The organism is Blautia sp. MSJ-9, assembly GCF_018919065.1.
Taxonomy (GTDB): Bacteria; Bacillota; Clostridia; order Lachnospirales; family Lachnospiraceae; genus Blautia_A.
Genome location: NZ_JAHLQG010000003.1, coordinates 97730 through 112986, shown reverse-complemented (window position 1 = coordinate 112986; position 15257 = coordinate 97730). Strand labels below are relative to the sequence as shown.

Genomic DNA, 15257 nt, shown 5'->3' with positions numbered 1-15257 from the left:
GTCTGATCATACCGGCATTCTCTGACCTGCATATTCATGCTTCCCAGTTTGTGCAGCGTGGAGTCGGAATGGACAAGCTGCTTTTTGACTGGCTTAATGATTATACATTTCCGCAGGAAGCCCGTTTCGCATCCATGGATTACGCAAAGAATGTGTATGATCAGGTAGTGACAGAACTGCTCAGACAAGGAACGTTTCATGCGAGTCTTTTTACGACGATTCATTATGATGCGTCAGATTACCTGTTCAGGGCGCTGGCTGATAAGGGAATGTATGCGTATGTGGGTAAAGTGAATATGGACATGAATTCTCCTGAGTATCTGTGTGAGACGACAGAAGAATCCCTGAAAGAGACAGAGCGCTTCCTTGCAGAACATCAGGGAAAAGGAACTGTGCAGCCGATTCTGACACCGAGATTTGCACCGACCTGTTCTGAGCCGTTAATGAAAGGACTGGGCGAACTGGCTGCAAAATATCATTGCGGATTGCAGACTCATCTGGTAGAATCTCAGGCAGAGGTGAAATGGACGTTGGAATTATTTCCAGATTATGGTTCGGATGCAGAGATTTATGAGAGAAATGGACTGCTGGAACATGGACCGTCTATTTTTGCACATTATATTTTTCCATCTCAGGCAGATCTGGATATTATCCGCAAAGCTGGCAGCGTAACAGTGCATTGCCCGGATGCAACTACCAATATTATAGCAGGAATTATGCCGGCGAAAGCATTAAGTGAGAAAGGCGTTCCGATCGCCATGGGCTGTGATATCGGAGGCGGACAGCATGCGGCTGTTTACAGACAGGTTGCAAGAGCAGTACAGCTTTCGAAACTGAAAGAGTTTTATGAACCGGAAGGAAATGGAAGCATAACGTTTGCACAGGCATTTCATATGGCAACCAAGGCTGGCGGAAGCGTATTTGACAGAGTAGGTTCTCTGGAGAAAGGCTATCGGTTTAATGCGCTGGTGCTTGACGGACTGGAGGATGAAGGCTTTACCCTGAGCCCGGAGGAAAGAGCGGAGAGATTCTGCTATGCGGGAGATGACAGGAATATAATAGGAAGATTTATTGATGGCAAGGAGATAATTTTGCCGTAATATCAAAGAAAATAGAGATGGAATTGCTATAGTTTATATTGTCTGATATAAAGAGACAGAGGGTGGACGATTAACGTTTTACTAATAAAATATATAAGGAGAGACTATGAGATTAAGAAATATCCCTGGGGCACAGGATGCGATTCTGGAGAGCCCTTATGTGGTGCAGGAGCCACAGACAAAGAAAGGACACTGGGCGGAGGTTTTTGCGAAAAAGCAGCCGCTTCATATAGAAGTAGGAATGGGAAAAGGACGCTTTCTGATGGACCTGGCGCGTCTTCATCCGGAGATCAATTATGTGGGAATCGAGATGTATGACAGTGTACTTCTGCGTGCGCTGCAGAAGAGAGAAGAGCTGGAGCAGAACGGAGAGGTTTATTCCAATTTATTCTTTATGAGAGTAGATGCCAGACTTCTGCCGGATATTTTTGAAAAGGGAGAGGTGGATAAAATTTATCTGAACTTTTCCGATCCATGGCCAAAAGCACGTCATGCAAAACGCCGTCTGACATCAAGAGAATTCCTGGCGCGTTACGACCAGATTCTGGTGCAGGACGGAAAGGTGGAATTTAAGACAGATAACAGGGACCTGTTTGAGTTTTCACTGGAAGAAGTGAAAGAGGCAGGCTGGAATCTGGAAAACTATACCTTTGATCTGCATCATAATGAAGAGATGGTGCAGGGAAATGTGATGACAGAGTATGAGGAGAAATTTTCCTCTATGGGGAATCCGATTTGTAAGATGGTGATCTCAAGGGGATAATTTTTGCTATGTTTCAGCCTGGTGTAGAGATGTGTAGTGAAAACAGATTGTGGATATCTGTCTGAAGTCTTGGTGTTTCGCTGGATAGCTAATGGACAGGAATACAATATTTTACAGATGTAGTATTTCTGTGACTGGAATATGAAGCCTGCGTTGCATAATATAGTGTAAGAAAATCCAAGGGGCGCTTCGCGCCCCGAAGGAGTCTGCCTATGAAACGAAAAAGTTCCTTCCATAATAAGATGGTACAGTTTGGATATGAGCATAAAAAATTTGACAATACTTTCAGCCAGGTGCGAAAGTCAGCAGAAGAGGTCAATAAGATGCTAAATAAGATGTCTAAAAAGGATGAAAAAAAGGAAAAATAAAAGAAATAGAAAATTTTCTAAAATTTTTTTAAAATACCTATTGACATTTTATCTCACATTATATATAATATCACTTGCGTTGAGGAGTTAACAAAACATCAACACAAAGAAAACAAAAGAATATGCGCCTTTAGCTCAGTTGGTAGAGCACCTGACTCTTAATCAGGGTGTCCAGGGTTCGAACCCCTGAAGGCGCACTAAGAACACTGTTTTTGCGGACAAAGCGATTGCCGCGGGGACGGTGTTTTTTATGTTTTACGGGAAAGTGAAAAATAAAGGTGTCATTTTTTATAGATTTGATTATAGTCCACAAATGAAAATTATATAGAAGAAGCGAATATAATTTAGAATTGTCAGAATCTAAGATTGGATAAATAATCACAAGTAGGAGAAGAAAGGTATGTTAAGTCGAGAGTATACAATATTTATAGTTGCAACTATAGTAATAGTTTGGGGAGCTGTTGCTGTTAAATATTGGTATGAAAATACACAGTATAAAAAATCATCGTATGGAAAACAAAGCAAAAAAAGTTTTCTGAAAATTATAAATGATCAAGGTGCAAGGGGAGAGTATAGGACATCACAAATTCTTGAAACTGCTACATTTGAAAATAAATTATTATTTAATTGTTATATTCCGAACCGATCGGGAGACAAAACAGAACTGGATATTATTATGATAAGCACAAAAGGAATCTATGTTGTTGAAAATAAAAATTATTCAGGATGGATATTCGGAGATGAACAAAGTAAAAATTGGTGTGAGACATTAAAAGGGAAAAAGTTTTTCTTTTATAATCCAGTAAAGCAAAATAAAAGTCATATTAAGAATTTGGAAAAAATCTTAAATATAGGTGAAGATAAATATATGTCACTTATTACATTTAATAAAAATGCTATTTTAAAGAAAGTAAAAACAGAAAGTCCTAAATTATACGTAAAAAAATATGACGAACTACAAAAGTTTATTAAAGAACAAGAAAAATGCCCCGACATTTTACAACATGAAGAAATAGAAGAAATTTATAAAAGTCTATTACCAGGAACGCAATTAAATGATGAAGGAAAACAAGAGCACATAGAAAGAATAAAGAGACAATATAAGAAAAATTAAGGAATGTAGTGAAACTTGTATCTTATTTTATCATGCTGCAAGCATCGATCTATGCCTTAACTGCAGATTTTTTGAGATACATGGGGATTGACATAAATGCGATTAAGAAGTAATATAATAGTAACCAGAAAAGAAATAATTCCAAGCTAACGCAATGAACCCCCATGGAGGACCAGTCCATGGGGGTTCGTTTAGGCTAGCTGTCTAATGATTCCGGTCTAACCATTTGCATATGTAGTAACCAACTACACTTGCCATAACCGAAATAAGAAAAGAAATAATTAAATCCACACTAACGCACCTCCCTCCTGCTGGAAAGAGTCGACAGCATAGCTATTATATCTCGACTATTATCAGAAGTCCAGAACAATACGGATTCCTCTTAATCAGGGTGTCCAGGGTTCGAACCCCTGAAGGCGCACTAAGAACACTGTTTTTGCGGACTTTTGGACACCTTTATTTTCTATCATGATTCTGATGCTTTTTTGCTTATTTTTCTATCTTTTCAGACATTTTTCCAGACACATATTCAAGTGCGAAATACCGTAGATACGACCTCAGCTATCGCTGTATCTATAGCAATTCCATAAATTACTGCAAACAATCCAGTCCATCATAGCGTGAAGTCCTGCGTCAGATATACTGTGATCTTGTTACGGTAGTTGGCGCAATGCCGGATATCCATGTTGGCTCTGTGTTGTCTCTGGAAGGGATGTGGAAGATGGATGCCAGATATGGGCGGCAGTTTTCCGTAGAGAAATTTGAAGAAACACTCCCCGCTACGGTATACGGAATTGAAAAATATCTGGGTTCCGGTCTGGTCAAAGGAGTTGGTCCTAAATTCGCAAAAAGAATTGTGGAGAAATTTGGGAAAGATACGCTGAATATCATAGAAGATACTCCTGATAAATTGCTTACGGTACAGGGAATAGGGAAAGTTCGGGTAGACCGGATTAAAACAAGCTGGCAGGAGCCGGACACTGTTATGCTACAAGAGAGTAGCTGATCGGGAAGGCAAGGGAACTGAGCAGGAATATATTGTAAATGTGATTATGGAATGGATCAGTCGTGAAATGAAGAAATAAAATGTGGAATAGACAAGTGTGAATGATTGCAATAAAATGGCAATATGGTGAAAAAATATCCGGACAAATCGGACATCATTAATATAGGTATATCGAATGAAAAAAATACTAAAAAGAACAGGCAAAGTATTTTGCCTTTTCCTGCTGATCGTGGTGCTGGTAAATGTACTTTCACCTCTTTTTTGCAGGAAACCGGACGAAAAATATGTGGAAAATCTGAAAAAGACAGAATTTACATCAGAGACAGCTGGCGTAGAAAGGATTTGCTGCATTGATGATAATGAAGAGGCGCTTTTGTGGAGACTTCGTATGATCGGCACTGCGAAGGAGAGTATTGTACTGTCTACCTTTGACTTACGCGCAGATGATAATGGTACCAAAATTCTGGCTGCACTGAATTGCGCTGCGGCAAGAGGTGTAAAGATTCAGTTGTTGATCGATGGAATTTATCAGCAGCTGTTTCTGGCTGGAAGCAGCGACTTTCAGGCTTTGGCATCATATGAGAATGTGGAAGTGGGAGTTTACAATCCGGTGACACCGGCCAATCTGTTTAAGGTGAATTATCGCATGCATGACAAATACCTGATCGTGGATGAGAAAATGTATCTGCTGGGCGGACGCAACAGCAATGATATCTTTCTGGGAGATCAGACAAAAGGCATCAATGAAGACAGAGATATCCTGGTGTATGATACATCAGAAGGACAGGGAGAGTCGCTGAATCAGCTTGAGGATTATTTCCATAAAATATGGAAGGAAAGCTGTGTGAGTATTAAAAAAGGCAAACAATCTTCCAGACACACGGATGCTTATCGGCACATGGAAGAAATTTACGCATCTCTGTTGAAAAAGTACAATGATATAGAAACCTATAATACATGGGAAAAAGATACGACAGAAGCAAACAAGATCACTCTGATCAATAATGGAACCGAAGCGGGCCGAAAAACACCGCAGGTTCTCCAGACAATTCAGTATCTTACTGAAAATGCAGATCATGTAATAATACAGACTCCTTATGTGATCTGTAATGGTTACATGTATGATGTGTTGCAGGGAATTTCGGATCATGCAAAGCTTCAGATCGTGCTGAATGCAGTGGAAAAAGGTTCTAATCCATGGGGCTGTACAGATTATCTTAATCAGAAAAAGAAAATTCTGGAAACAGGGGCGGATGTATATGAACTGATGAATGATTATCCGGTTCATACAAAAGCTGTGCTGATAGATGACCGTCTGTCAGTAGCAGGTTCCTATAATCTGGATATGCGAAGTACTTATCTGGATACGGAACTGATGCTGGTAATTGACAGTGAGAAACTGAGTCAGCAGATTCACGAAACAGAATCAGATTATATGGAAAAAAGCAAAGAGATACTTGCAAACGGTCAGGAAACTGAAGGCACAAAGTACCAGAAGAAAGTGCTGAACTGGAAGAAGAAGTTATACTACGGCGTGCTCAGGATTGTCATTCGTCCTCTTCGACAGCTGCTCTAGTGTTTGAAAAATCATTCCCGCAGGCAATCTGGAATGAATTTTGGCTACGTTACTGAGAACGGAGTGAACAGTAACGTATATGTCACATAATTTGTTCAGCAGTTGAAAAAATCGTTGTCAATCGGACCGCAGAAGATTAAAATAGACATAAAAGCAGCTGTTACAACTGTTGTTGATGTAAAGGAGGAAAAGCTTTTATGGACTTAAAGAAATTTGTACTGGAAGGTAATCCTGTATGCAGAAAGGAAGCTGTGATCGTGGGCGATCATTTCAGGATTACAATGCTGACAACTGCCCTGATCCGTTTTGAGTACAGCGAAGACGGAGGATTTGAGGACAGAGCAACACAGATGGTATGCAATCGTGATTTCCCGGTGCCGGAATTCAGGGTGAGCGATGGTGGTGAGGAATTACATATTTACACCAAAGATCTGGAAATCCACTATGACAGGCAGAAATTTTCTCCAAGCGGTCTGATGATACGTGTTGCGGGTGGAAAAGCCAGCGAGCGTGTGTGGCATTATGGTGATGAACCGAAAGATCTGCTGGGAACAGCCAGAACCCTGGATGAAGCAGACGGTGAGATTCCGCTGAGTCATGGCATTATGTCCAGAAACGGTTTTTCAGTGTTGGATGATTCCCACACAATGGCTATGGGCGAAGATGGAATGGTAGAGCCACGTCAGGGAAACAGAGCAGACTTTTATTTCTTTGGATATGGTCACAGATATGTGGAATGTCTGCAGGATTTTTACAGATTATGTGGAAAAACACCTCTGCTTCCAAGATATACGTTCGGAAACTGGTGGAGCAGATATCACAAATACACAGAGACAGAGTACAAAGAACTGGTAGAGCGTTTTGAGAAAGAAGAAGTGCCATTTTCTGTTGCAGTTGTAGATATGGACTGGCATCTGGTAGAGGATGTACCTCCTGTATATGGAAGTGGATGGACAGGATATACCTGGAATAAGAAGTTTTTCCCCAATCCGCCTGAATTTATGGACTGGCTGCACAAACATGGATATAAGATCACACTGAACGTACATCCGGCAGATGGAGTGCGTGCTTATGAAGAAGCCTATCCGAGAGTTGCAGAGAAGATGGGAATTGATCCTGCAAGTAAGGAACCGGTACTTTTTGATATGACAGATCCGAAATTCATTGAGACATATTTTGAGGAACTGCATCATCCGATGGAAGAAGAGGGAGTAGACTTCTGGTGGCTTGACTGGCAGCAGGGAACTGTAACCAAGGTTCCGGGACTGGATCCGCTCTGGATGCTGAACCACTATCACTATCTGGACAGCAAGTGGAAAGGAAAACGTGCGCTGACTTTCTCAAGATATGCAGGTCCAGGAAGCCACAGATACCCGGTTGGTTTTTCCGGTGATACGTTCATTACCTGGGAGAGTCTGAAATTCCAGCCATATTTCACAGCAAATGCCAGCAACATCGGTTTTGGATGGTGGAGTCATGATATCGGTGGACATATGTTGGGATACAGAGACGACGAGCTCACTGCAAGATGGGTACAGCTTGGAGTCTTTTCACCAATGAACCGTCTGCACAGCACAGACAACCCGTTCAATGGAAAAGAACCATGGAAATACAACCAGATCGTAGAAACAGTAATGAAGAATTTCCTGAAACTGCGTCATAAGCTGGTTCCGTATCTTTACACTATGAACCGTCGTGCAAGTAGAGCGGGACTGCCGCTGGTACAGCCGATGTATTATCTGGAGCCGGAGCGTGAGGAAACCTATGAAGTACCGAACAACTATTATTTCGGCACAGAGATGATGGTATCTCCAATCACAGATAAGCTGGATCCGGTAACAGGACTTGCAGGCGCAAAGACATGGATTCCGCAGGGAATCTGGTATGATTTCTTTAACGGAAGAGCATATAAGGGCGGCAGAAAAGTGGATCTCTGGAGAGATATTTATGAGATGCCGGTACTTGTGCGTGAAGGCAGCATCATTCCACTGAAGGACATGGAAGGATATGATAATTCCATTGAGAATCCTGAGAAACTGGAAGTACTTGTATATCCTGGAAAATCCGGGGAATTTGTACTCTGGGAAGACGGTGGGGACACACCGGAAGACCTGGATGAGAACTGGGTATCCACCAGAATGACGAAGACTGCAGATGAGAATGGAACAGTATTTATTATAGAAGCTGCACAGGGAAATACAGCAGTGATCCCACAGAAACGTTCCTGGAAGATCCGCTTCTGCAATATTCTGGACAAACCGCAGGAGCTTACTGTAAACGGACAGGCATATAAGGAGGCAGAGTTCGCAGAGGATGAGAAGCTTCATGGAACAATAGTGATCCTGAAGGATGTGCCGGCAGATGCACAGGTGAAGATTACTTTTGCGGCAGATGCAGCTGTTTATCAGAGAGACTATGCAGAAGAGGTTTATGAAATTCTGGAAAAAGCACAGATTACCTATGCACAGAAGACAGACGTTTATAAAGTAGTGAAAGAGCTGGGCACAGAGGCAGTGCCTGTTCTGGTATCCATGAATTTGAATCCGTCATTGCTTGGGGTACTGATGGAGATTCTTACAATGGGAATTTAACCGAATCAAGTAAGTGTGCCAACAAGTTGATTTCTCGAACAATCTTGCGTCTAAATTTCTTATTTCCGCGTTGTCGTCGGTCGCCGTAGCCACCGCTACGCCTCCTTCCTCCGCCTTGAAATAAGAAAATTTATCCTGCAAGATTGTTTCAAGAATCAACTTGTCGGCACACTAGTTCTTTGCGGTAACACAAAAATCCCGCTCACAGTTGTGTCTTACTGTGAGCGGGATTTCACATTTTAAAAGAAGGAGTGCCGGATCTTGCGATCCGGCAAGTATGAAAAAGAAAAAGTTTTATTATAAATAAAGCGTTTGCTTTATTTGCTTATTAATATACAGGGAAAATGTGTGCAAAATGTGATGGACTGTTGAAGAAATTGTGATTAAATTCTAAAAAACTTATAAAAAAAGAAAAAGACCTGAAAAGGTCTGTAAAAAGAAGGAGGGCCGGACCTTGCGGCCCGGCATAAGTATGAAAAAGAAAAAAGTTAAAAATCTATGTGAAAAAGCATTTGCAACCTGTTTGTAAAGCATTTGCTTTATTTGCTTATTAATATACAGGGAATTTGTGAGCAAAATGTGATGGACTGTTGAAAAAAACGTGATTAAATTCTAAAAAACTTATAAACTGGAAGTAAGATTACTGTTCACACACCATTCCGTTCTCAGTAACACGCTTCGCGATGCACAGAATTTATGCTATTCGCATAAATTCGCGCGGTATGTCTCGGGATTTTGGCATTCTCATGCCAAAACACCTCGCGGGATAGTGGCGTGTGAACAGTAACGCAGTAAGGAAACACAAGGTGGAAAACTGAAAATAAGCATTGTAAAAATTCGAACTGTAATTTATAATAAAATTCAATGGTAACGGTTCAATATCTTTACAGTTACAAATAATGAGAAACAAGGAGGAAAACATGAAAAGAGAAACAGTCGTCGTACTGGATTTTGGCGGTCAGTACAATCAGCTGGTTGCCAGACGTGTGAGAGAATGTAACGTATACTGCGAAATCTATTCATACAAGACCGATCTTGAGAAAATCAAGGCAATGAATCCTAAGGGAATCATCCTTACCGGTGGCCCGAACAGCTGCTATGAGGCAGATTCACCTACATGCAATAAAGAATTATTTGAGCTTGGTATTCCTGTTCTGGGACTTTGCTATGGCGCACAGCTTATGATGCATGTTCTGGGCGGAAAAGTTGAGAAAGCAGATGTGAGCGAATATGGAAAGACAGAGGTTCTGGTAGATAAGACAGATTCCAAAATCTTCAAAGACGTATCTGACAAAACAATCTGCTGGATGAGCCACACAGATTATATTTCTCAGGTTGCACCAGGATTTGAGATCGCTGCTCACACAGCAGACTGTCCGGTAGCAACTGCACAGAATGAGGAGAAGAAGCTGTATGCGATCCAGTTTCATCCGGAAGTACTTCATACAGTAGAAGGAAAGAAGATGCTTTCCAACTTCGTTCTTGGTGTCTGCGGATGTGCCGGAGACTGGAAAATGGATGCCTTTGTTGAGCACACTATCAGAGAAATCCGCGAGAAGGTCGGAGATGGAAAGGTTCTTCTTGCCCTGTCAGGCGGTGTTGATTCTTCCGTTGCAGCAGGACTTCTTTCCAGAGCGATCGGAAAGCAGCTTACCTGTGTATTTGTAGACCATGGTCTTCTTCGTAAGGATGAGGGAGATGAGGTTGAGGGTGTATTCGGACCAAACGGTCAGTTTGACCTGAACTTTATCCGCGTCAATGCACAGCAGAGATACTATGACAAGCTGGCAGGTGTTACAGAGCCTGAAGCAAAACGTAAGATCATCGGTGAAGAATTTATCCGTATTTTTGAAGAAGAGGCCAAGAAGATTGGTGCAGTAGATTTCCTGGCACAGGGAACTATTTATCCGGACGTTGTAGAGAGTGGTCTGGGCGGAGAGTCCGCAGTGATCAAATCTCACCACAATGTAGGCGGACTTCCGGATTTCGTTGATTTTAAAGAAATCATTGAACCGCTCCGTGACCTTTTCAAGGATGAGGTTCGTAAAGCAGGTCTGGAGCTTGGAATTCCGGAGAGACTGGTATTCCGTCAGCCATTCCCAGGACCAGGACTTGGAATCCGTATTATCGGTGAAGTTACCGCAGAGAAGGTTCGTATTGTACAGGATGCAGACTTCATTTATCGTGAAGAGGTAGACAATGCTGCAGCTGAGTATAAGAAAGAACATGGTGAAGATCCTTCATGGATGCCGAACCAGTACTTTGCAGCACTGACAAATATGCGAAGCGTAGGCGTTATGGGTGACTTTAGAACTTATGATTACGCTGTAGCGCTCCGCGCAGTGAAGACTATCGACTTCATGACAGCCGAATCTGCTGAGATTCCGTATGCAGTACTGAATAAGGTTATGAACCGCATTATTAACGAAGTTAAAGGCGTTAACCGCGTATTCTATGATTTGACCAGCAAGCCACCGGGAACGATTGAGTTTGAGTAATTTTCATATTTTTTGGCACTCCTCTTTGGCACTTTTTTGATAATCCCCTTTGTAAGAATCAGAAAAGCCGATCCATACGGAGCACCCGAGAAAACATCAAAAAAAGACATAAAAACATAGAGAAAAAAATTAGAAGCCTTGCATCAGAGACCATCCTGATGCAGGGCTTTTTCAGTCCTGAAAGAAGAGAAAAAAAGAAACCTTAAAGAAATCCACACCCGAAGAAAATGCAGTAAATAAGCTGTTTCCAGCCGCTCTGAGAGAAAAGTTACAAAAGAATCTTATCAAAAGTATGCCTGAAAAGAACCTGGTGTTGTATGCATCGCCGGGAGAAAACGGCAGAAAGAAAAAAGTAAAAATAGTGCAGTATCCCGGAAGGGCCGGAAAGGGAAGTTTTTACAAGTGAGTTTGCTAAAAAAATGCAAAGTGGGTGTGCGAAGGGACATGGAGAAAAAGGAAAAAGCCGTTTTTGGGATTCTGGTTCTGGGAAAAGATTGGCGTAAAATCAACGTTTTTCAGGTTTTGGGGGATTCCGGAATTTGGTTTTGGGAAAAGAAACGATGTGATAATCCTGTTTTTGGGAGGATAATGTCAGATTTGGGAACATTTCTGGGAAAGGAAGAAAGTTAGGATGATTAAAAAAGGTTTCAAGGGACGATGCCAGAAGAGGCAGATGAAAAAGTGTAAGGAGGTGGTGAGGACGTATGGGGCAATCCAGCTGGCATATGCAGAAAGACTGGAACAGGAAGACAGCATAATTGAATTTCAATGCAATGTGATGCTGTCCGGTCTGGAAGCCGGGGAATACAGTTCGGATTTTGTCTGTGAGAAACAGAATGGTGATTTGATGGTCAGGGAGTGTGTGGAACGGAGATTCTTAAAGAAGCCAATGACTGTGAAGTTACTGGATGCATCAAGGGAGTACTGGACAAGAAGGGGTATCACAGACTGGGGGATTGTGACAGATGAAGAAAGATAGGGATTGCAGGATAATCAGACTTGGGGACAGGATTTTAAGGATACTGGATGCAGAAGAGGAGAAGGCGCTGGTCATAGACTGTGTAAAGATGGGGATAATGGTATTTAGTATTATGACTGGATATCTTTTTGAAAAAGAATCTAAGGAAGAAATATCAATGGAGCCGGATGTGGTTAGCAGTATCAGTATGAATCGGGATCAATATCTTACAGTAGTTGCAAATCGGAATCGGATCGAAGATAAAGAAGAATTCGCAAAATTACTGGTGAAGATGTGTAGGGAAAATTCATTTCATACAATTAAGTTTTCTACAGATAGAGGATATGCGACTGAAATTCATATGCAAGTATATTTATGTGAAGAAGATATTGAAGATGCAAATGTAGTGATGGAAACTGATTATGTTCAGAGGGAGTATAATGAGAATTATGATATATGTGATAACCCAGAAAAATTTGAATTACATGTGGATGGAGAAGTGATTAATTAGACAAGGAAAGAGAACAGTATTGATTGATATTGTTAAAGGGATGGATTAAAATAATATCAACCGGAAAATGTTGATTTTTTTATATTGAGGTATTACGTTCTGTAAAAATTAACGTAATAATAGCGAACAAAAAGATTTGTGACCGACAAGTAATGGTTTGAATATACGAAATAAAAGAGATGGAAAAAATAAGCATGAGGTATACGAAAGAGAAAAGTTTAAAATCAAGAAGACCAAATGAAAAAGCATCAGAAATGAAAGGTAGAATTGCTAGAGGATTATTATCGGTAGCATTGGTAGGAGTATTAACAACTATAATGCCTTTTAACGCAAATGCTAATAGTTCGAATGTATATTATCTTGGAGAGGCGGTTAATGCGGGAAAAGATACTGGATTTTCTGAAAATAATGAGATTACAAAGAAGGATCCGCATTATAATTGGACGCTTGGAAGCTTTTCTGTTAATGGCTATACTCGTGTAATTACAGATGACGGAAATCCGATTTTTTTGAAAACAGTGGGCGATGAGGTTGTTCTTGATTTTCAATTGGAACAGGACATTGATGCTTTGAATAATGATAAATCGCTCATGATTGCAAATGATAAAAAGGCATATGATAATTTGCTGTATAAAGATGAGACTGCATTTGGAAGAGGAGCCTTGATTATAAGAAAGACAGATGCATATCAAAATAAAAAAGGTACTTCTCAATTGTATACGGATTATTTGTCTGGAGTTAAAGTTGGAGCAAATACTCAGGTAGAAATTTGTGAAGAGGGCGATTATGAAGTTGCATTAGACTACAGTATTAGAGATAAAAAAATCACTGTGCCCTTTATAGATAAGACAATAAGAAGTACTTACAATGATTACAAAATTTATTTTACTTTTTCAGTAAGAAATGGAAACTGCATGGTTTTTCCGTTTGATGTAGCTACCGGTGAAGAACTGACAAATAAAGCAATTACTGAAAATGGATTTTATTTAGATTTGGCAAAATCCAGATATTTAGAAATCAATGTAAAAAAAGAAGTTCTTCGTGAGGGTGCGACGGGGCTTACGGAGGATGTTAGATTCAACAAGCCTGCTAGTGATGGGGAAAAGTATACAGATGAAGGGATTTACACTATTACAGTATCAAATCCATACACAGAATAAGAGACTGTTAAGAAAATCTATGTTGGGACAAATAGCGTTCTCAAAGCATATATGACTACAGGATATGCAATTAGTGATATACAGTCATTGCTTAAAGACGGAGCAACCATTGATGATGACGGGAATATTACCATCCCGGAGAAAGTAGAAAAACCTAAAGTTGTGGAGAATGTGTCTGAATCAGCAATAGTCTTGAATGAGGCGAATGATGACGCAGAAGAAGAGGAGAGTGTTTCGGTAGAAAAGGACAATAAGGACGATGAAGCTCAATTTGCAACGAGCAGCATGGTTGGTGGAAGTATTTGTATTGTTCTGGCTTTATTTATTGTTTATTTGTTTGTTAAAAAGAAGAAAAAAGATAAAAAGGTTAATATGACAGTACCAATAGATCCTGAGGAATCAGTAACAGAAAAATCGCCAGAGGAGGATGAGGAGTAATGAAAAGATTAATTGCTCTATTGATGGCATCAACTTTATTTCTTACAGCCTGTAATTCTGGAATGAAAAATGAGGACAGTAATAAGAATGACTCTAAAATTGTGGAAGATGTAACTTCCATAGACGATATAGATTTAGACATTAATCCGGAAACTTTTTCTGATTTAAGTGATGAAAATTTGCTTCAGTATGTTGAAGATGAGGTTTATGCAGGAATAACTGAACAGTTAGCCAGTGAAGATTATATTGTTGAGAGTGTTGATGCGATATACATTTCTAAGGAGTATTTAGAAGAAGTTGAATACAATTCTCAAGAAAATATATATTTTGGTTATACGTTGTCGGAGTTGGATGCTCAATATGATGGGACGAGATATGTATTCACCCTTGGGGATGATGGGCAGACAACGACAAAAACTTTTGAAAAATATGATGATACATATGAACAGGTAATCAAGAATGTTGCAATAGGTACGGGAGTAATTTTGGTTTGTGCTACGGTCTCGGTTGCTTCAGGGGGTGTTGGAGCTCCAGCTGCGGTAAGTATGGTTTTTGCAACATCTGCAAAAACTGGCGCAACGTTCGCATTATCATCAGGAGTAATTAGTACTGCTGGGACAGCAATTGTAACTGGCATAGAAACTAAAAATGTTGAGGAGACCCTTAAGGCAGCCGCACTTGCCGGTAGTGAAAGCTTTAAATGGGGAGCTATTGTTGGTGTTGTTTCTGGTGGAGTATCTGAAACCGTTTCTTTGGCTAAATCTGCAAGAAGCAATCCGACACCAAGAGAATCGGAATTAAAAGTTCTTGAACGAACAAAAGGGGCAGAAGAACAGATTTCCTATTTGGACGGTGTTGAAGTTTCATCTGCGACAAAAGGGGCAACACGCCCGGATGTTGTTGTAAAAAATGCAGATGGATCTATTAAAGCGATTGAAGTGAAGAATTATAACCTTGCATCCTCAAATAGCAGAAGTGAATTATATAGGGAATTGGAAAGACAAGTAACCAGTAGGGCTAATAATTTGCCTGCAGGATCAACACAGGAGATAGTTTTGGATGTCAGGGGGAGAGGTTTTTCTAAAGACGTGATTGATAATGTGGTGGCAAACATACAATCACGTTGTGCTCCTGTGTATAAAGATATTCCGGTAACAGTCATGAGTTATTAGAG

The 15257-nt window shown here is 40.5% G+C and carries 14 protein-coding genes and 1 tRNA gene; all 15 read left to right on the top strand.

The window, feature by feature from the left end; all coding sequences use genetic code 11:
- Positions 1-2 precede the first annotated feature (2 nt).
- The 15 genes from KQI87_RS00670 (at position 3) to KQI87_RS00600 (ending at position 15255) form a co-directional block, all read left to right on the top strand.
- Positions 3-1100, top strand: coding sequence for an amidohydrolase family protein (locus KQI87_RS00670; protein WP_256444775.1), 1098 nt, complete (start codon positions 3-5; stop codon positions 1098-1100).
- Positions 1101-1206: 106 nt separating this feature from the next.
- Positions 1207-1863, top strand: coding sequence for a tRNA (guanosine(46)-N7)-methyltransferase TrmB (gene trmB / locus KQI87_RS00665; protein WP_117675644.1), 657 nt, complete (start codon positions 1207-1209; stop codon positions 1861-1863).
- A 212-nt stretch (positions 1864-2075) separates the two neighbouring features.
- A complete protein-coding gene (locus KQI87_RS00660) occupies positions 2076-2231 on the top strand; it encodes a hypothetical protein (RefSeq protein ID WP_181977679.1) in 156 nt (51 codons plus the stop codon).
- A 124-nt stretch (positions 2232-2355) separates the two neighbouring features.
- Positions 2356-2428 (top strand) — tRNA-Lys (locus tag KQI87_RS00655).
- A gap of 203 nt (positions 2429-2631) precedes the next feature.
- Positions 2632-3345 carry a nuclease-related domain-containing protein gene (locus tag KQI87_RS00650; protein WP_216458460.1) on the top strand — a complete coding sequence of 238 codons (714 nt, stop codon included), beginning with the start codon at positions 2632-2634 and terminating at the stop codon, positions 3343-3345.
- Positions 3346-3973: 628 nt separating this feature from the next.
- Entirely contained in the window at positions 3974-4351 is a 378-nt protein-coding gene (locus KQI87_RS00645) for a helix-hairpin-helix domain-containing protein (protein WP_442860608.1), read from the top strand.
- A gap of 175 nt (positions 4352-4526) precedes the next feature.
- On the top strand, positions 4527-5927 hold the full coding sequence (locus KQI87_RS00640) for a phospholipase D-like domain-containing protein (protein WP_216458458.1): 1401 nt from the start codon (positions 4527-4529) through the stop codon (positions 5925-5927).
- Between the two features lie 197 nt (positions 5928-6124).
- On the top strand, positions 6125-8518 hold the full coding sequence (locus KQI87_RS00635) for a glycoside hydrolase family 31 protein (RefSeq protein ID WP_216458457.1): 2394 nt from the start codon (positions 6125-6127) through the stop codon (positions 8516-8518).
- 920 nt (positions 8519-9438) lie between these two features.
- Positions 9439-11016: a glutamine-hydrolyzing GMP synthase gene (gene guaA / locus KQI87_RS00630; RefSeq protein WP_008705330.1), complete on the top strand. Its 1578-nt coding sequence runs from the start codon at positions 9439-9441 to the stop codon at positions 11014-11016.
- A gap of 444 nt (positions 11017-11460) precedes the next feature.
- On the top strand, positions 11461-11646 hold the full coding sequence (locus KQI87_RS00625; RefSeq protein WP_216458456.1) for a hypothetical protein: 186 nt from the start codon (positions 11461-11463) through the stop codon (positions 11644-11646).
- A 1-nt stretch (position 11647) separates the two neighbouring features.
- On the top strand, positions 11648-11995 hold the full coding sequence (locus KQI87_RS00620; protein ID WP_055060357.1) for a hypothetical protein: 348 nt from the start codon (positions 11648-11650) through the stop codon (positions 11993-11995).
- Positions 11982-12485 carry a hypothetical protein gene (locus KQI87_RS00615; protein WP_253292295.1) on the top strand — a complete coding sequence of 168 codons (504 nt, stop codon included), beginning with the start codon at positions 11982-11984 and terminating at the stop codon, positions 12483-12485. Before KQI87_RS00620 ends, KQI87_RS00615 begins: the two co-directional genes overlap by 14 nt.
- Before the next feature lie 179 nt (positions 12486-12664).
- A complete protein-coding gene (locus KQI87_RS00610; protein WP_216458455.1) occupies positions 12665-13645 on the top strand; it encodes a hypothetical protein in 981 nt (326 codons plus the stop codon).
- A 51-nt stretch (positions 13646-13696) separates the two neighbouring features.
- A complete protein-coding gene (locus KQI87_RS00605; protein ID WP_119248398.1) occupies positions 13697-14083 on the top strand; it encodes a hypothetical protein in 387 nt (128 codons plus the stop codon).
- On the top strand, positions 14083-15255 hold the full coding sequence (locus tag KQI87_RS00600) for a hypothetical protein (protein WP_173686152.1): 1173 nt from the start codon (positions 14083-14085) through the stop codon (positions 15253-15255). Before KQI87_RS00605 ends, KQI87_RS00600 begins: the two co-directional genes overlap by 1 nt.
- Positions 15256-15257: the final 2 nt, after the last annotated feature.

Coding starts and splice junctions, on each gene's coding strand:
- KQI87_RS00600 (WP_173686152.1), top strand. CDS start 14,083: ATGAAAAGATTAATTGCTCTATTGATGGCATCAACTTTATTTCTTACA.
- KQI87_RS00650 (WP_216458460.1), top strand. CDS start 2,632: ATGTTAAGTCGAGAGTATACAATATTTATAGTTGCAACTATAGTAATA.
- KQI87_RS00610 (WP_216458455.1), top strand. CDS start 12,665: ATGGAAAAAATAAGCATGAGGTATACGAAAGAGAAAAGTTTAAAATCA.
- trmB (WP_117675644.1), top strand. CDS start 1,207: ATGAGATTAAGAAATATCCCTGGGGCACAGGATGCGATTCTGGAGAGC.
- KQI87_RS00660 (WP_181977679.1), top strand. CDS start 2,076: ATGAAACGAAAAAGTTCCTTCCATAATAAGATGGTACAGTTTGGATAT.
- KQI87_RS00625 (WP_216458456.1), top strand. CDS start 11,461: ATGGAGAAAAAGGAAAAAGCCGTTTTTGGGATTCTGGTTCTGGGAAAA.
- KQI87_RS00615 (WP_253292295.1), top strand. CDS start 11,982: ATGAAGAAAGATAGGGATTGCAGGATAATCAGACTTGGGGACAGGATT.
- guaA (WP_008705330.1), top strand. CDS start 9,439: ATGAAAAGAGAAACAGTCGTCGTACTGGATTTTGGCGGTCAGTACAAT.
- KQI87_RS00635 (WP_216458457.1), top strand. CDS start 6,125: ATGGACTTAAAGAAATTTGTACTGGAAGGTAATCCTGTATGCAGAAAG.
- KQI87_RS00605 (WP_119248398.1), top strand. CDS start 13,697: ATGACTACAGGATATGCAATTAGTGATATACAGTCATTGCTTAAAGAC.
- KQI87_RS00640 (WP_216458458.1), top strand. CDS start 4,527: ATGAAAAAAATACTAAAAAGAACAGGCAAAGTATTTTGCCTTTTCCTG.
- KQI87_RS00620 (WP_055060357.1), top strand. CDS start 11,648: ATGATTAAAAAAGGTTTCAAGGGACGATGCCAGAAGAGGCAGATGAAA.